The sequence below is a fragment of the Parasphingorhabdus pacifica genome (assembly GCF_054779195.1).
The window spans coordinates 357123-373674 of the sequence record NZ_BAAGYS010000006.1 but is presented as its reverse complement, the minus strand read 5'-3'; the positions used below and the strand labels follow the sequence as shown (position 1 = coordinate 373674).

The window sequence follows — 16552 nt, the reverse complement described above, 5'->3', positions numbered from 1 at the left end:
TCAGCGGCGCTTCTTCTGGCTCTTCTTGGTCGCGGCCGCCTTCTTGCCCGGACGGTTCTTCGGCTGGGGCTTCTTGCCCGCAGGCTTCGATCCCGGACGCGCCTGGCCCGACTGGCCACCGGCCTTGCCGTTCGGGCTCCCACCGGCCTTGCCGCTCGATCCGTCGTCGGTCTTGCCCGCGGTCGGCTCCTCGTCGCCCGCGGTGCCGTCGTCGGCGGTGTCGTCCGCGGTCTCGGTTTCGGCCTCGGCGACCGTGCCGTTCGCCGCCTGCTTGCCCTGCGGCTTCTGTCCCGGCTTCGGACGCGGGGTTTCCTGCTTCGCCGCGATCTCGGCCTCGCGCTCCTTGGCCTGCTCGCGGTCGATCTTGTTGGTCAGGAAGTGCTGCTGGCCGAGCGTCCAGATGTTGTTCGCCATGAAGTAGAGCACGATCGCGATCGGCAGGAACCAACCGGAGATCAACGTGCCGACCGGCGCGACGTACATCATGAACTTGCCCATCATGGCCGTCTGCGGGTTGGCCATGGACGCCTCGGTCTGGCGCTGCATCGACATCCGCATGGTGGCGAACGTGGCGATCGAGGCGATGATCATCAGCGGGACGCCGACCGCGATCATCGTGGTGCGGTCCGTGCCGAAGTCGGCGAGCACGCTGGCGGGCTGGGTCAGCCAGTTGCCCAGCTTGGCCCCGAAGATGTCCGCGTTGATGAACGACTGGACTTCGGAACGGTCGAAGATGTAGTTGCTGTCGGCCTGCGGCTTGAAGCCGCGCAGCACGTAGAACAAGCTCAGGAAGACCGGGATCTGCAGGACCGCGGGCAGGCAACCGCCGACCGGGTTGACCCCGTGCTCGGACTGGAGCTTCTGCATCTCCTGCGCCATGCGCTGGCGATCGTTCTTGTGCTTCTCCCGCAATTTCTGGATCTGCGGGGCGAACTTCTGCATCTTGCGTCCGGCCCGCAACTGGCTGATCGCGGGCTTGAGCAGCACGATGCGCAGGGTGAACACCAGGAAGAACACCGACAACGCCCAAGCGAAGCCGTTGTCCGGCCCGAGAACGGTGCCGAAGATCTTGTGCCAGAACCACAAGATGGCCGACACCGGATAGAGGATAAAGTCGAACACTCAACCACTCCTGGTCATCGCCCGGAAGGAAGTCCGGGGCGTGCCTGCACAGCCGCGCCCGCACCTGTTCGCCGGGCTCAGCTCTACCAGGGTGCCACGAGCTGTTCCACGATCGGGCCGCGCCCCGGTTCGATCGTCGCTCGACCCACACGGTTCGCAGTCACGGCCAGCCACGCACGTCCCCCGCCCGGGGGTGTCGAATGTCTCGACGTAGCGTCCCTCGGCTACCCGTCATTGGTGGGGAGCGTGGTCTGCGCGGGGGCGTCGAAGGTGCGGCGGATCTCCTCGGCCGTTTCCGAATGCCCGGCCCGGTCGATGAACTGGGCGATGCGCCGCGCGGTCAACGCCCGCTCGGGGCTCTCGGCCTCGAAGAGGCGGTCGAGCATCTTGCCGAGGAGATCGGTCGCGGACAGGTTCTCCGGAGCGGCGGCCAGACCGAACGTCGTCTCCTGTGCCCCGTAGTAGTAGAGGCCCTGGTTGAAGCCGTTCAACAAGGCGCCCTCCGCCGACCCGATCTCGAACGACGCCGGACCGTGCGATCGTCCGGCCCCGTCTCGCACGTACCGGCGGAACCGCTCCGGGACATCGGTGTCGTTCACCGCGGCGGAAAGCTCGCTGAGATCACCGATCAGGCCGACCGCGCCCCGGATGTCGTCTGCCGAGTGCGCCTGCTGCACCAGCCACCACACCAGCGCACTACCGGTGTCCTGCATGACTTCCTGTCCGAGGTACTCGCGCTGGGCGCGTTCCAGGTCGCGTTGGCGGGTCCAGTCCTCCTCGGCCTCGCGCAGGGCGCCGAGCCGCTTGAGCCTGGCGGCGTCCGCGTCGGCCAGCTCCACCCGGGCGTCGGTCGCGTAGGCCTCCACCTGACCGGACTGGTCACCGAGCCGGCACCCGAGCACGCTGTCGAGCCGGGTCCGCAGGTAGGACTGCCTTCCGGGTGGTTCGGAACCCGCTATCTCCCTCGCCCGGCCCAGCACCAGATCGGCGGCCAGCGCCCGCGGGTTGTGGTGGCGGACCCCGATGGGCTCACTGCCCACCCGCCACCACACGGTGACGGAGAACTGGAAGTCGAAGTCGGGTGACGCGCTCGGCAACTCCACGTCCACGTGGTAAGCGGCGAACGGTCGCTCGTCCGGTTCCTCGGTCTTGGGGACAACGCGGCTCTGGCGTTCCCACTCGCGCTTGAGCTCGTCCTGCCGCCTGCGTTCCAGGAAATGCCGGTAGACCAGCGCGGGCACCGTCAGCATGAGCACCAGCAGCAGCATCGACACCCACGGCGACCATCCGAGGGCGAGCCCGAACACGACGGGCACGAGCACCGCGACCGAGGTGAGGACGGCCAGCGTGATCTTGTTCTCGTGCGTCAACGGGATGACACCTCCGCTTCGGTGCCCAGGTGGAAGTCGGCGGGACGGATTTCCTGAGCAGCATCCAACTTCTCCGCCAGCGCGTTCCGGATCCGGACGCGCGCCCGGTCGGTACCCGCCCAGTCGCGGGCTACGACGTGCAGTCGGCCGAGCCGGTCGATCCGGCCGTCGGCGGCCTCGACCAACACGGTCAGGAGGTTCGCGGCGAGGGGATTCGCGACCGCTGCCTCGAGCCAGGCCCGCACGCGCGCCGGGCTCCTACCGCTGTCCCGTGCCAGTGCGCGGCGCCAGGAGGCCGCGAGCTGCCTGCGCACCGCACTGTGGGCCAGTAACGACCAGCAGTGACCGGTGACGACCGCGGGGCCGGGCGGCAGGATGCTCGAGTGCAGCCGGGCCAGACCGGCGATCTCGCACATCGGGGCGGTCGACAACAGCTCGGCGAGGTCGGGGGCTCCCGGGTCGGGCACCGCTGGACCCTGCTCCCTCGGCTCGGGCGCGTGCGCCGGAGAGCCGAGCAGACCGTCGGCGGCGAGGTGCTTGCGCAGGACCGTGCTTCCGCGGGGACGTTCGAGCTCGACCACGAGCCGACGCGGGCGATGGCCACCTGGTCGGTAACCGCTCGGAAGCAGCACGACAAGGTTGGCACCGCGTTCCCGGAGCAGCTCCTGCGCGGACACGATCCGGTCGAGCGCTTCCGGCGGTGGCGGGCCGGAAGCGCGGGTGAGGTCGAGCAACATTCGGGTGCCCGGTGTGACGGTTCGCGGGTCGCGCAGGGCGTGGAGGGAGCTGACCTCGGTGAGCGGAATGGCGGTTCCGCCCGTTCCTGTTCCATCGATTCCGGTGCCGCGCGCTTCGGTGCCACCTTGCCCGTCGAGCGACCGCAACAGCATCAGGGCCGCCGCGCGCCGCCCGCTTCCGGACTCGCCTGCGAGCAGCACGGTTCGCGCCCGGCCGCTGAGCGCTTCCCGCGCCACCGAGAAGTTCAGCGGAAACACGAACCGCCGCGCGAGCCAGTGCCCGCTGCTGGTCCCGTGGTCGGGTTCGACCGCTCGCGCCAGGTTGAACCGCTCCGGTCCCGGCCGGTGTCCGGGCGATTCCGGCAACGCGCTCTCCCCCAGCGGGCCGTCCGGTGCCGACAACGACACGGACGGAACCGCGGGAACCGATCCCTCGAACAATCGAGCGCGGGATACCGGCCCCTCCCGGCAGGTGACTCCGGGGGGTTGTCGATCCGGTCGACCGCTCTCGGAATCTCGCGGGGTCTGCCACCCGGCCGACAGCGCGGTGCGCGCGTCGCCCTCGCGCACCGCGCTGTCGATGCGGAAGTCGGGCACGATGCTTCACTCCTCTCCGCCGAGCGTTTCTCGGGCAGGCGAAAGGCTCGTGCCGCGGTGCGCGGTATGTGCTTCCCCGGAGGTGCGCCCGGCACCGGTTCGGGTCCGGAAGGTAGCCGAAACGGCGGCGAATGGACATGAGAACGATCATTAACACCCGATGAGCCGACACGATTTCGCCCGCTGAGCCGAACCCGACCTCGAGGGGCTGATCGCCCGAGCTCGAACCGCAGCCGCTATCCCGCCTCGCGGGCGCGACGTTCCGGAAAGACCGTGTCGCGCCAGAAGCCACGGTGCCGGGCGATGCGTTCGGTTCAGGGTGGGGCCGGACGGATTTGTGGCGTTGCATAGACATGTGTCAAATTAGGCACATGTCTAAACAGGAGGAGTCGCTCTCCGCGAGCGATCAGGCCGAACCGTGTTCCACGGCGATAGTCGGCGAACCGCTCACCGGGCAGCAGGCGAGCGAACTGGCAGGCGCGTTCAAGGCGCTCGGCGACCCAGCCCGCCTGCGGCTGCTGTCCCTGATCGCCTCCCACGCCGGGGGTGAAGCCTGCGTGTGCGACCTGACCGGGGCGTTCGAGCTGTCCGGCCCCACGATCTCGCACCACCTCAAGGTGCTGCGCGAGGCGGGCATCATCGAGGGCGACCGGCGCGGCACCTGGATCTACTACCGCGTCCGGAACGAGACCCTTCGCCTACTCTCGGGCACGCTCGCCCCCACGGAAGATGCGGCGGTGCCGGCGTGACCGAGACGACCACCCATACCGCCCCGGACACCGTCGCAGCGAAGATGTCCACTTTGGACCGATTCCTGCCGGTGTGGATCGGCACGGCGATGCTCGTCGGCCTGCTCGCCGGGCGCTGGATCCCCGGACTCGGCCAAGCCCTGAATGCGGTGGCCATCGACGGGATCTCGCTGCCGATCGCGCTCGGTCTGCTGGTGATGATGTACCCGGTGCTGGCCAAGGTGCGGTACGACCGGCTGGACGCGGTCACCGGGGACAAGCGCCTGATGCTCTCCTCCGTGCTGCTGAACTGGGTCGTCGGCCCGGCTCTGATGTTCGCACTGGCCTGGACCTTCCTGCCCGACCTTCCTGAATACCGGACCGGCCTGATCATCGTCGGACTCGCGCGCTGCATCGCCATGGTGGTCATCTGGAACGACCTGGCCTGCGGGGACCGCGACGCCGCCGCCGTGCTGGTCGCGCTGAACTCGGTGTTCCAGGTGATCGCCTTCGCGGCGCTCGGTTGGTTCTACCTCGGCGTGCTGCCCGGCTGGTTGGGACTGGCGCAGACCGAGCTGGACGTATCGGTGTGGGCGATCGCCAAGTCGGTGCTGATCTTCCTCGGCATCCCGCTGATCGCCGGGTATCTCACCCGCAAGATCGGGGAACGCGGCAAGGGCCGCGAGTGGTACGAAAACCGGTTCCTGCCCCGGATCGGGCCGGTCGCGCTGTACGGGCTGTTGTTCACGATCGTGCTCCTGTTCGCACTGCAGGGTGAGCAGATCACCAGCCGCCCGCTGGACGTCGCCCGGATCGCGCTCCCGTTGCTGGCGTACTTCGCCATCATGTGGGCGGGTTCCTTCGCGTTCGGCAAGGCCGTCGGCCTGAACTACGAGCGGTCGGCGACGCTGTCGTTCACCGCCGCCGGGAACAACTTCGAACTCGCCATCGCCGTGGCCATCGGCACGTTCGGCGTCACCAGCGGTCAGGCTCTCGCCGGAGTCGTAGGACCGCTGATCGAAGTTCCCGTGCTGGTTGCCCTCGTGTACGTCTCGCTAGCCGCCCGACGCTGGTTCACCGACGCGGGCGACACCGAGCGCTCGACCACGCACTCCTGATCACCGCGCGGGCGGGATCCCGCGATTCCGCCCGCGTCGGCCGGACGAGCACGTCCGGCCGCGACCGACCGAACGCGCGTGCCTTCCGGCACCGCCTGCACCGAGGAGTCCTGTTGGCATCCGCCCCCGAGGTCCTGTTCGTCTGCGTGCACAACGCCGGGCGCTCGCAGATGGCCGCCGCACTGCTGCACCACCACGCGGAAGGCCGGGTCACCGTTCGCTCCGCCGGTTCGTCGCCCGCCGACGCGGTGAACCCCGCGGTGGTGATCGTCATGTCCGAACTGGGCCTGGACCTTTCGCGGGAGTTTCCGAAGCCCCTCAGCAACGAGGCGGTCGAAGCAGCCGACGTCGTGATCACCATGGGATGTGGCGATGCCTGCCCCGTCTTCCCCGGCAAGCGCTACCTCGATTGGGAACTCGACGACCCGGCGGGCAAATCGGCAGACGAGGTGCGCAAGGTCCGCGACGACATCGACGCCCGCGTGCGCACGCTGCTGACCGAGCTCCTCGACGACAGGTGATCGGCCGAGCACCACCCGCTGCATCGCATGCAGCAAGGGAACCTTTCTCTCACATCTGAGAGAAAAGTTCCCTTGCTCGCACCCGAGTGCCGATGTTCAGTCCCGGGCAGTGCCCCGGCGGAGGTGGCGGTGGGCCGCCATGCGCACGGGCGCGTTGGCCGATCCGTACCCGGCGTAGCCGTCGACTCGCTGGACGACCTCGAAGAACACCCGCGATCCGAGCACCTCCGTGTAGTAGTGGAAGAACTCGCCGTGCTCGTCGCGGTCGTAGAGCACGTCGCATTCCCGCATCGCGGCCAGCAGTGCCGGGGACAGCCGGTAGCAGGCGTCGAGGTCGTCGTAGTAGTTGTCGGGCACCGGGAGCAGTGGGGCGCCGCGTTCCCGCATCGTCCGCGCACTCGCGAAGACGTCTTCGGTGGCGAACGCGATGTGTTGCGGGTCCGGGACTCCCGGTGCCCAGTTCCCCCGACGCAGCACCGTGCCGTCGAGCACGATGCGCACCCGGCCACCGGGTTCGCCGAGCACCCGGCTGCGCACCAGGCCGAACGGCGCAGCGAACTCGCTGTCGTGCACGGACTCCAAGCCGAGCACCGAACGGTAGAACAGTCCGGCCTCGTCGAAGTGGTCGAAGGGCTGCGCGAGTGCCACGTGGTCGGTGTGCGTGAGGCCGGCCCCGGTCGGGCCGTCCGCCCCCTTGGCCCCGGTGGGGATGAAGTCGGCAGGCCAGCTGCCGTCACCGCGGGTGCGGCAGAAGAAGACCGCGGTGCCGTCCGGCGCGGCGACCGCCGACAGGTCGGCTTCCGAAGATCCTCGGGTGCGCGGGAGCACGGGCGAGAGAAACGCCTCCGCGCGCTGGGCCGAACTGGTCGGATCAGCGCTCTCCACCGCCAACGCGGTGATCGCGGCGACCCCGGGTTCTTCCGGTCCGACGATGGCCGCGTTGAGCAGCACTCGTGCGCTGCCCTGTTCCCAGAGCTGCACCGGTTTGGAGCGGTGCTGGCCGGTGTGTGCGAATCCCAGTGCGCTCAGCGCCGATGCCACGCGTGGACCGGAGACGCCGTCGACCGCCAGTTCGGTGAAGGCGTGGCCGGACAGTTCCGGTGGCCCGGGCGGGTTGGTCGGCTCGATTCGTTCGCGCTCGGAGCCGCTCGGCAGCCGTTCCTCCAGCGCGAGCAGCGAACGCATCGCGTCGACGGCGGTCCGGTCGGGATCGGCCTGCCGGAAGACGTCGTTGAAGACTTCGAGCGACAGGGGGCCCGCGTATCCCGCCGCGAGCACGTGACCGAGGAATTCGGGCAGGTCGAAGGCTCCTTGGCCGGGGAAGAGCCGGTGGTGCCTGCTCCACTGCAGCACGTCCATGTCCAGGCGGGGCGCGTCGGCCAGCTGGAGGAAGAACAGCTTGTCGGCGGGCAGGTCCCTGATCCCGGACGTCTCGGAGGTCCGGGACAGAATGTGGAAGCTGTCCAGGCAGATTCCCAGGGCAGGGTGGTCGCCGCGCCGCACGATCTCCCAGGAATGCTCCCAGGTGTTGACGAATCGTCCCCAAGCAAGCGCTTCGTACGCGATGCGCAGTCCTCGACGCCCGGCGCGCTCGGCGAGGGTGTGCAGCTGTTCGGCCGCGAGATCGTCGTCGTCCACGGCTTCCGGGGACACCGACGAGCAGACGAGCATCGTGTCGGTTCCGAGCTGTTCCATCACGTCGAACTTGTGTTCCGCGCGCCGCAGGTTGGCCGCCGCGATGTCCTCGGGTACGGCCTCGAAGTTCCGGAACGGCTGGTAGAGGTCGATGGACAGCCCGAGGTGGGTGCAGCGCTCGCGTATCTCGGGTGGGCTCAGCGGGGAGGCGATGAGGTCGTTCTCGAAGATCTCGACCCCGCCGAACCCGGCGTTCGCGGCTGCCGCCAGCTTGTCTTCGAGCGTGCCGGACAGGCACACCGTGGCGATCGACAGCTTCGGGTCGCCACTCGGGGACTGTCGAAAACCTGACTGGTTCATCGGGATTGCTCCTGCCGGAGATGAGGGTGGTCTCGCCCAGCGAGCGACGGGCCGGGGCAGCAACGGCAGGTCGGTGCCGAGTTGCCGGAGATGGCCTCACTGCCTGATTGGCGCTCGCACCACGTGTTCGCATTACGCACACTTGTTACCAATACGCACAAGCAAGGTAAGCCCGGGAAGAAGCGGGGTCAACATCCACCCTCGGAGACGTCCGCGAGCTCGACCACGACCAAGCCCAATCACCTGCACACCCCACCGGATGCCCGGCGACACCGAGCATGAGACAGCATCCGACGCCGAGCAGTACACGAGGCACGGTTGAAAACGCCGACCCACCGCACCGTCATGAGACCCCGGATCGCCCTCCTGGGGTCGAGCTTCGTTGACTGACCTCCACGAGGTCACTACATTGTTCACTATAAGAACTTTTGTGCGTATTACGAACTAGACCACGACGAACCGGGTGAACTCGGAAGCGGTGTCCGCCATACGACACACTTCCACTGCACGCACCCGGACGCGGCCACTGGGGAATCCCGCCGCACAGCCCAGCGAGGAGCACTCCGATGAAGGCCGTCACCCTGACCTCTCCCCAAACGCTGGAGGTCGTGCACGACTGGCCGGACCCGGTTTGCGGGGACGACGACGTCGTCGTCCGGATGCGCGGTGTCGGTTTGTGCGGCTCGGACCTCACGGTCTACGACGGCAAGCGCGAACCCGCGTCGATGCCCTGGGTCATGGGGCACGAAGGCTGCGGGGAGATCGTCGCGATCGGCTCCCGCGTGACCGACCGGCACGTCGGCGAGGTGGTCGTCATCGAGCCGAACTACTGCTGCCTGAAATGCGAGTGGTGCCTGGCCGGACGCACGTCCGCCTGCGACGACCGCGGCATTCTCGGCATCAACGAGCCGGGACTGCTGTCCGAGTACGCCGCCGTCCCCGCACGCTTCAGCTGGCCCGTTCCAGCCGAATGGCCGGTCGAACGCCTGGTGTGCTTCGAACCGCTCGCGGTCGCCCAAGGGGCCGTGCGTCGAGCCGGTGTGAACGCGGGCGACCGGTGCCTGGTCATCGGCGCGGGCTCACAGGGACTGCTGCTCTGCCTGAGCTTGCTCGCGGTCGGGGCGCACCCGGTGGTCAGCGAGCCGCACGAGGGTCGCCTCGCGCTGGCGCTCTCCCTCGGCGCGGCCGCTGCCGGCGACGAACCCGACCGCCAGTACCCGCACGTCTTCGAGTCCTCCGGCGTGGAGCCCGGGTTCCACGACGCCGTGCGATCGGCGGGCAAGACCGCGACCGTGACCCTCATCGGTCAGAGCTCCCGGCCGTACCCCCTGGTGACCCAGGAGGTGGTGCAGCGCCAGCTGACCCTGCGCGGTGCGCTGATCTACGACCACCCGCACGACTTCGCCCACACTCGGGCGTCGCTGGAGGAAAGCCTGGTGCACCCGGAACGGATCATCCAGGCGGGCGCGATGGCGGCCGACGCGGACAGCGCCCTCGCCGCGGCCCGCGAGATCCCGGGCAAGTCCTGGATCGACCTGTCGACCTGGCCGTGAGCGCACCGGACTCCCCGCGTACCCGCCTACAGCAGCGAAGCGGGGGCCAGGTTGAGGTCGGCCTCGACCCGGGAAGCGGTCGCCAGCAACGACGGCACGATCTCGCGGCGAACCGTCGCATCGTCCGTCGTGTGGGTCTGCAGTGAGACGTTCACCGCCGCGACGACGCGGGCCGAACGGTCCCGCAGCGGGGCGGCGACCCCGTGCAGACCTTCTTCCAGCTCACCGTCCGAAACGGCCCATCCCCGCGCCCGCACCTGCTGGATCTCGGCGCGCAGCTCGGTGGCCGAGGTGATGGTGCGCGCGGTCAGCTTGGTGAGTTCCATCCGCGCCACGCGCGCGTCGAGTTCCTCCTCGGACAAGCCCGCAAGTAGCACCTTTCCCATCGAAGTCGCGTGCGCCGGGAACCGGGTGCCGACCGTGATCGCCACCGACAGCAGGCGGGAACTGGGGACCCGCGCGACGTAGTAGATGTCGTCGCCATCCAGGACCGCCACGGACGTGCTCTCCCGCAGCTCCTCGGCGAGCCGGTGCAGGTGCGGGTCGGCCAGCTTGGGCAGCGGACGTCCGGACAGGTAGGCGTAGCCGAACTCCAGCACCCGGGGCGCCAGGGTGAACTTGCGCCCTTCCGCGCGCAGGTATCCGAGGTCGACGAGGGTGAGCAGGAACCGCCGCGCTCCCGCACGGGTCAGGTTCGCATCCTCCGCCACCTCGGTGAGCGTCAGCGCGGGGCGTTCGGCGGAGAACGCCCGCAGCACCGCAAGGCCTCGCTCGAAGGACTTGACGAAATGCTCTCCGCGTTCCTCAGCCATCAGCACATCGCTCCACACCCGCACCCTAATGCCGGCGGGGATGGCGACATGTGGGCACGCTCGCTCGCCACCGGCCGGAAACGAGCCGCTCACCGAGACCACGCCGCTCACCGAGCATCCGATGGGCGGCGTTTCTCTGGTGCGAACCTTGGTGCCCATCGCCGAAGCATCGGCTCGGCGGGTGTGTCCGACCTCGACATGCTGGTTCGACCGGCTTATGACCAGGCCTGTCCGTAGTCGAACGCGTCAACGACCAGTACGCGGGGACCGTTGTTCCGAACCCTTTCCGGGACTCTCCGGGCGTCGCGGTCGCCGCGGACGCCGCGAGGAGCTGGCACGCTCGGTCTGGCGCTGCGGGGGAGCCTTCCGGCCACCGGCCTGGGAGCTCTCCTCGGTTGGTTGCTCGTCCACGTCCTCGTCCTGCTCGGCGCGCTCTTCGTCCTCGTCGGAGTCTTGTTCGGCGTAGGACGACTCGCCCCGCTCCTCCGCGGCGTACTCGTCCTCGCCGCTCGATTCCGGCTCGGCCGAGCGAGACGACCGGGACGTGCCGGTGGGGGCGTTCTCGGTGACGGTGCCCGTTGCCTTTTCGGCCGCTTCCTTACCTGCGGTGCCCGCGGCCTCGGCCGTCTCGGTGGCAGAACCGCCCCGGATCTTGTCTGCCATGGCATCGACCCGGTTGGTGGCTGCGCTCGTGGCCACGTTGACGGCTGCTCTTAGCAGCTGCTCGCCGAGCTCGCCGGTGACCTTGTTCTTGAGCTGTTGTAGCTCCGGGGAGGAGTCCAACAGCTTGCTGCCCTGCTGAAGGAGTTGTTTCGGATCAAGCGACAATCGCCGACCCGCCAGCATGCCGGCCACCGTGATAGCCAGTTTCATCCTGCGTGTGCGCCCCAGCACATAGCCGATGGCCACCGCGATCGCCGTCCTCAGCATCGACATCGCAACCTCCCGCTAGCCCCCACGCGCCGTCCCGTTCCGGCTGTCGCAGGAATGCCCACCACTCCACCGCGTCAAAACAGGTCAAACGTCCGGGTTCGAGCGGGTAGGGCCTCGACTCTAGGAGGTCCGCGGGCGGGTGGTCTCGCTCTTCTGGTGTGGTCGCAGGGCTGTGACGATCCAGGCGATGAGCGCGGCCAGGAGCAGGAGCACGAGCACGACGGGGCCGAGTAGGAGGGTGATGGCACCCCCGACGAGCAGGGTCGCCTTGGTGGCGCGGCTCAGATTTGCCACAGCACCTTTGAGTCCTTCCCACAACGGGGAGCGGCCCTGTACTGCTGCGGAGAGGGCTTGCCCGATGCCAGGCAGGGCATTCACGCTCTCCGCGACAGTACCGACGATCCTGTTGACCCACCCGCGGACCTTGCTGGCCAGCGCGGCGAAGGCTCTGCGGAGAATACCGCCGCCTTGGCGTCCAGCGCGGGCAAGCATGGGTCACCTTCTTCTTCCTGATCGTGCTGGTTCGCGGCGTTCACCGGTGTCCGGCTCCGCACCGTCACCGCGCTCGTCTTCGTCCTCGTAGTCGTCGCGCTCTTCTTCGTCCTCGTAGTCGTCGCGGTCCTCTTCGTCCTCGTAGTCGTCGCGGTCCTCGTACTCGTCGCGGTCTTCTTGCTCGTCGCGGTCTTCTTGCTCGTCGCCGGAGCTCTCCGAGTCGCCGGAGCTCTCCTCCTCCTGGAGCGCCTCCTCGTGACTCTTGACGACCTCCGAATCACGGATCTCGCCACGCCAACCCTCGGTCTCGTCCTGCTCGAGGATCGTCTGGGTCATCATGTGCCGCTTGATCTGTTTGAAGTCCGCACGCGCGCGACGCCCCTGAGCGCGCCAGAGGTTGGCCGTCTTCTCGAAGAACCCCTCAGGGTGGTACTCCAGCACCATCAGGATCCGCGTCATGGTCGGCGCCAACTCGTGAAACGTCACGGCCCCGTCGACGGAGCCCTTCGACCCGGTGGAACGCCACACGATCCGCTCATCGGGAACCTGCTCGGTGATCGTGGACTCCCAGCTGCGGTGGGACCAAAAGATCTGCGCCTTCCAGTTGACCTTCTCGTCGGATTCTTGGTCGACGCTTTCTACCTTGCGGGTGAAGGTGGGAAAGTCCTGCAGCTGCGTCCACTGGTCGTAGGCGACCCGTAGCGGCAACCCCACGTCGAACTCCTCGATGATGTTGACGACCTTCGGACTGCCGCCCCCACCACTGCCACCACCGCCACCACCGTTGCTGCCCTTCTCACCACTGTCGCTCTGACCCCCACCACCGCCGACGGCCTGCTTGACCGTGTCCGTCGCCTTGCTCGCACCACTGCTCAGCCCGGAGGTGAGGCGGGAGAGACCACCGGTCTTTTCCTGCTCGCCACTCTTTTCCTGCTCGCCGCTCTTCTGCTCCTTGCCCGTGATCGCACTCACGAGTCCGGTACCGCTGCCCTCGGCGACATCGGTGAGCCGCTCCGTCAATGCGGTGACCTTGGTGTCGATCGAGCCCACCGCCCGGGAGATGAGGGCGTCGACGAGCTCTTGGCCTGCCTTCTTGAGCGGATCGACCGGCAACTCGTTCAGCACGCTGCGCATCGACCCTTGTTTCTCGCCGGTCTCGAGCATCGTCATCCCTCCACATCCGGCGGGTTGGCCGCGGAGTCCGGTCTCCGCTACATCGTGGGCATGGGCTCGGTCCTCGCCATAGCCAACCGACTTCCCGGCATTCCGGTCCCTTCTCGGTGACTTCCCCCGGGTGTCCGTACCAAACCTCCGCATCGGCGGCCGTTCCCCACGAGCTGGCATTTCGGTGGCGAACAGACGATGTCTCTTCTCGCGCATGCGCCCACTGCGGCCAGCGTGCCCTCGTGACCTGTGTTTTCCTGGCTTTCAGCCGCTGTAATGCAGCAGCCTCTCGGGAGATGGGGGCCAGTGCGAAGAGGGGTAGCGCCATGGCCGACGAGACGGAGTTCGATCGGAACGGTGACGAAGAGCGGTACCGGGGAGACCGCGAAGGCGATTCGGGGCCGGACGATGCGGAGACGGCCGTCAGAAACAGCGACGAGCCCGATGTCCTGCTCGATGTGCCGAACCTGAAGGTCGATGAGATCAGCCTGGAAGTCGAGAATCTCCGAGCGAAGGTCTCGCTCCAGGCCGAGGTGTTGGACCTGGTCAAGCTCAACGTGGGAGCGGACGTCTACCTCGGCCGGGTCGCCTTGGAGATCAAGGGTGTGGAGGCGCAAGCCTTGCTGAAGGTCCGGCTCGACAACGTCGCCGGCATCCTGGAACGCGTTCTCAAGACCATCGATCGGAACCCGCAGATCCTGGAGAACCTGACGCAGGGGCTCGGAGCCGCGGCGCGTGAGGTCGGCGAAGGTGCCGGGAGCGCGGTTCGCGAGGTCGGCGCGGGCGCCGGGAGCGCGGTCGAGGACGTCGGCGAAGGTGCCGGCAGCGCGGTCGAGGACGTCGGCGAAGGTGCGGGCAGCGCGGTTCGCGAGGTCGGCGCGGGCGCCGGGAGCGCGGCCGAGAGCGTCGGCGAAGGCGCCGGCAGCGCGGTCAGCGAGGTCGGCGAAGGCGCCGGCAGCGCGGTCAGCGAGGTTGGCGAAGGCGCGGGCAGCGCAGCCGAAAACGTCGGCGAAGGCGCCGGCAGCGCGGTCAGCGAGGTCGGCGAAGGTGCGGGCAGTGCCACCGAGAACGTGGGTGAGGGCGCGGGGAAGGCGGCGGAAGACGTCGGCGATACCGCACGCACCGCGACCGGCAAGGCGACCGGTGGCGCGGCACAGTCGGGGGGAAAGACGACTGACCGTACAGGCAAGAAAAGGTCGAGTTCCGAGGAGCGTTCCCAGCGGCCGCGGTCATCGCGTCGGGAGCAATCGCGATGACCGCACGGCGCGAGCAGCCGGACATCGACTTCGTCGCAGTGGTACAGGCCGAGGAATTGCGCTTCTCCGAAGCGCCGGAGTCGCACGTCGAGTTCTTCGGGCATCCCGAGCGCGACTCCGCGTCGGGAAGCGTGCGTCGCGGCCTGCCCGACAGCGTCGAGAACAACGTCACCTACCGGCACATCCGGGTCGACTACCGGATCCGATCAAGGATTGTCGAGCGACCCGAAGACCCTTGATCAATGTCCGCGAACTTTGCCTCCACCGAGCTAGCAATCGCCGATCAGGTCGGGAGGCTTGCTGTGGTCGAACGAGCGGGCTGAGACACCCCGGACTGTGGCCTCTCAGCCCCCATCCAACAGGAACAACTGAGACTCAAACTGAGACCCCGCCGCTCACCGATCACACGACGAGAGGCGTTTTCGCTGGTGAAGATCCTACTGCTGGTGCCCCCGGTCGGATTCGAACCGACACTTGGACGATTTTAAGTCGTCTGCCTCTGCCCGTTGGGCTACGGGGGCGCTGGTGATGAGCTCACCGGTTCGGGCGAGAACTCACTACCTCTCGGACGCACCGACTCTGCAACTGGTTCCTTCCAATTGGAATCCACCAGGCGGAGCAGTAGCGTTGATCAAAGGTAAGCGGCGGCAGTCGGTGTTCCGCAACCTCATTCCCCACCTCGCCGAGAGTTCGGTGCGGCTCCGGCCCCCGAACCGGCGAGCTCCTCGAACCGGTCGCCCAACCACGAGTGGACCGTCTCGGAGACCGCCGAGCAGCCGGCGCGGTGTTCGAACCACCGCCAGTCGCAGTTCACGTTCACCTCGAGGAACACGTGCTCGCCGCCGGCGACCAACAGGTCGAGCGCGACCACGTGCAGGCCCCAGTGCCGGGACAACGCGAGCGCCCGTTCCGCCACGTCGGCGGGCAGTTCGACCCGTTCCACCACAACCGCGTCCGGGTCGACCCACAGCTGGGCGGGATCGAGTTTGTCCACCCGGTAGCCGATCACCTCGTCGCCCACCACGAAGATTCGCAACTCGTGGTCGGACTCCACGTACTGCTGGACCAGGACCGGCGCGGGTTCGCGCGCGTCGTCCTCCCGGCGAATGTCCAGCGGCTGCGGGAACAACCCCCGCAACGCCCCCGGGTCGGGCTCCAGCAGGTGGTGTCCTGCGGTCTTGATGATGCAGCGGCCCCCGCCGGGACGGTTGCGGCCGGGACGCGTGGTCACCGCGGTGCGCGGGACCCGGAATCCGAACGCGGCCGCGTCGGAGAGCTGCGTGAGGCGATCCAGCTGGTCGCCGGACCGGATCGGGTTCACCTGCTGCCAGTCCGAACGGCGGGACAGCCAGTTCGCCACCGCCGTCCACTGCTCCCGCACGTAGGCCCCGTGCACGGTCGTCGGGTCCGCCCGCAGCGCACTGATGTCGAAGTGCCGCCGCCAGACCAGCAGCGGCCGAAGCAGCCACCGCTCGAACTCGATCAGTGGCGCGTCGGTGTAGACGGTCAGGGCGGCTTCCATGCAGCGGTCGGCGTCGACCCGGATCATCCGGATGTTCCGCTCGGCCAGGGCCAGCGAAAGCTCGTCCATCTCCATGTCGGCGGCGCGGGCCAGCACGAGCACGCAGGGAACGGGATCCTCCGCACGGTCGTCGACCATGCCCGCGCGGTGCATGCGCTCCTGGAAGTCGAGACTGTCGTTGGGAGAGCGGAAGAAGTAGTCCTGCCCCTGCAGGAGCAGCGGGGCGGGACGAATCGCCGGGGATGTTGGAGAACCGTCACCCACCCCGGAGGAGCCGAACGGGCGCGCCGACTGCTCCGACGGCCCCTCGGCCTCGCGCATGGTCAGTCGTCCTTCTTGCGGAAGACCTGCGCGGCCTTCCGGTAGTCCGCGGCGAACTCGGCGATGGGCCCTTCCTGGACTTCTCCCGCACGGAACAAGGCCGCCAGTTCCTTCAGCGTCAAGGGATTCACCCCTTTCCGAGCCACAGACATACTTTCAGGTGAAGACGCACCTACAGTCTTCGAGTATCGGCTACCGAATGTCAAGAATAGAGGGCGATCACGTCGCCTGCACAGAGCAGGCTCACCTGGTGTCATAGGCGCACCGCATGCCATACCCCTCGACATGCGGCACGCCCTCCCGAGAGTGCA

General features: G+C 68.1%; 15 protein-coding genes and 1 tRNA gene. 6 read left to right on the top strand and 10 right to left on the bottom strand.

The genetic code is table 11. The annotated features are described in order from the left end of the window. The 3 genes from yidC to ACYVAN_RS07840 form a co-directional block, all read right to left on the bottom strand. Entirely contained in the window at nucleotides 1–1122 is a 1122-nt protein-coding gene (gene yidC, locus ACYVAN_RS07850; RefSeq protein ID WP_460957214.1) for a membrane protein insertase YidC, read from the bottom strand. A 224-nt stretch (nucleotides 1123–1346) separates the two neighbouring features. After that, nucleotides 1347–2492, bottom strand: coding sequence for a hypothetical protein (locus ACYVAN_RS07845; RefSeq protein WP_460957212.1), 1146 nt, complete (start codon nucleotides 2490–2492; stop codon nucleotides 1347–1349). Continuing rightward, nucleotides 2489–3826, bottom strand: a complete 1338-nt coding sequence (locus ACYVAN_RS07840) for a hypothetical protein (RefSeq protein ID WP_460957210.1) — start codon at nucleotides 3824–3826, stop codon at nucleotides 2489–2491. Before ACYVAN_RS07840 ends, ACYVAN_RS07845 begins: the two co-directional genes overlap by 4 nt. A gap of 371 nt (nucleotides 3827–4197) precedes the next feature. Here ACYVAN_RS07840 and ACYVAN_RS07835 point away from each other — a divergent pair, with 371 nt between their 5' ends. The 3 genes from ACYVAN_RS07835 to ACYVAN_RS07825 all read left to right on the top strand — a co-directional run bounded on the left by ACYVAN_RS07835 (nucleotide 4198) and on the right by ACYVAN_RS07825 (nucleotide 6193). Continuing rightward, nucleotides 4198–4575 carry an ArsR/SmtB family transcription factor gene (locus tag ACYVAN_RS07835; RefSeq protein ID WP_460957208.1) on the top strand — a complete coding sequence of 126 codons (378 nt, stop codon included), beginning with the start codon at nucleotides 4198–4200 and terminating at the stop codon, nucleotides 4573–4575. Then, nucleotides 4572–5672: an ACR3 family arsenite efflux transporter gene (gene arsB, locus ACYVAN_RS07830; RefSeq protein ID WP_460957206.1), complete on the top strand. Its 1101-nt coding sequence runs from the start codon at nucleotides 4572–4574 to the stop codon at nucleotides 5670–5672. Before ACYVAN_RS07835 ends, arsB begins: the two co-directional genes overlap by 4 nt. A gap of 113 nt (nucleotides 5673–5785) precedes the next feature. Then, complete coding sequence (locus ACYVAN_RS07825; protein WP_460957204.1) at nucleotides 5786–6193, top strand: arsenate reductase ArsC; 408 nt, start codon at nucleotides 5786–5788, stop codon at nucleotides 6191–6193. Nucleotides 6194–6289: 96 nt separating this feature from the next. Here ACYVAN_RS07825 and ACYVAN_RS07820 read toward each other — a convergent pair whose 3' ends face one another. Beyond that, nucleotides 6290–8188, bottom strand: coding sequence for a bifunctional sugar phosphate isomerase/epimerase/4-hydroxyphenylpyruvate dioxygenase family protein (locus tag ACYVAN_RS07820; RefSeq protein WP_460957202.1), 1899 nt, complete (start codon nucleotides 8186–8188; stop codon nucleotides 6290–6292). Nucleotides 8189–8754: 566 nt separating this feature from the next. On the opposite strand from ACYVAN_RS07820, the gene ACYVAN_RS07815 reads away from it, so the two are divergent. Beyond that, the gene (locus ACYVAN_RS07815; protein WP_460957200.1) at nucleotides 8755–9741 is read left to right on the top strand and encodes a zinc-dependent alcohol dehydrogenase; all 987 of its coding nucleotides are present in this window, start codon (nucleotides 8755–8757) and stop codon (nucleotides 9739–9741) included. A gap of 26 nt (nucleotides 9742–9767) precedes the next feature. Here the strand turns inward: ACYVAN_RS07815 and ACYVAN_RS07810 are convergent, their stop codons facing one another. The 4 genes from ACYVAN_RS07810 to ACYVAN_RS07795 all read right to left on the bottom strand — a co-directional run bounded on the left by ACYVAN_RS07810 (nucleotide 9768) and on the right by ACYVAN_RS07795 (nucleotide 13148). Further along, nucleotides 9768–10553, bottom strand: a complete 786-nt coding sequence (locus ACYVAN_RS07810) for an IclR family transcriptional regulator domain-containing protein (RefSeq protein WP_460957198.1) — start codon at nucleotides 10551–10553, stop codon at nucleotides 9768–9770. A gap of 246 nt (nucleotides 10554–10799) precedes the next feature. Beyond that, on the bottom strand, nucleotides 10800–11489 hold the full coding sequence (locus ACYVAN_RS07805) for a hypothetical protein (RefSeq protein WP_460957196.1): 690 nt from the start codon (nucleotides 11487–11489) through the stop codon (nucleotides 10800–10802). A 117-nt stretch (nucleotides 11490–11606) separates the two neighbouring features. Continuing rightward, the gene (locus ACYVAN_RS07800; protein WP_460957194.1) at nucleotides 11607–11978 is read right to left on the bottom strand and encodes a hypothetical protein; all 372 of its coding nucleotides are present in this window, start codon (nucleotides 11976–11978) and stop codon (nucleotides 11607–11609) included. Between the two features lie 3 nt (nucleotides 11979–11981). Continuing rightward, on the bottom strand, nucleotides 11982–13148 hold the full coding sequence (locus ACYVAN_RS07795) for an SRPBCC family protein (RefSeq protein WP_460957192.1): 1167 nt from the start codon (nucleotides 13146–13148) through the stop codon (nucleotides 11982–11984). Nucleotides 13149–13468: 320 nt separating this feature from the next. Here ACYVAN_RS07795 and ACYVAN_RS07790 point away from each other — a divergent pair, with 320 nt between their 5' ends. Continuing rightward, a complete protein-coding gene (locus tag ACYVAN_RS07790; protein ID WP_460957190.1) occupies nucleotides 13469–14398 on the top strand; it encodes a hypothetical protein in 930 nt (309 codons plus the stop codon). After that, complete coding sequence (locus ACYVAN_RS07785) at nucleotides 14395–14637, top strand: hypothetical protein (RefSeq protein ID WP_460957188.1); 243 nt, start codon at nucleotides 14395–14397, stop codon at nucleotides 14635–14637. Before ACYVAN_RS07790 ends, ACYVAN_RS07785 begins: the two co-directional genes overlap by 4 nt. A 205-nt stretch (nucleotides 14638–14842) precedes the next feature. Here the strand turns inward: ACYVAN_RS07785 and ACYVAN_RS07780 are convergent. Both ACYVAN_RS07780 and ACYVAN_RS07775 read right to left on the bottom strand, forming a co-directional pair. Continuing rightward, nucleotides 14843–14919: transfer RNA gene (locus tag ACYVAN_RS07780), tRNA-Leu, on the bottom strand. 146 nt (nucleotides 14920–15065) lie between these two features. Beyond that, on the bottom strand, nucleotides 15066–16241 hold the full coding sequence (locus tag ACYVAN_RS07775) for an ATP-grasp domain-containing protein (protein ID WP_460957186.1): 1176 nt from the start codon (nucleotides 16239–16241) through the stop codon (nucleotides 15066–15068). Between the last annotated feature and the right edge of the window lie 311 nt (nucleotides 16242–16552).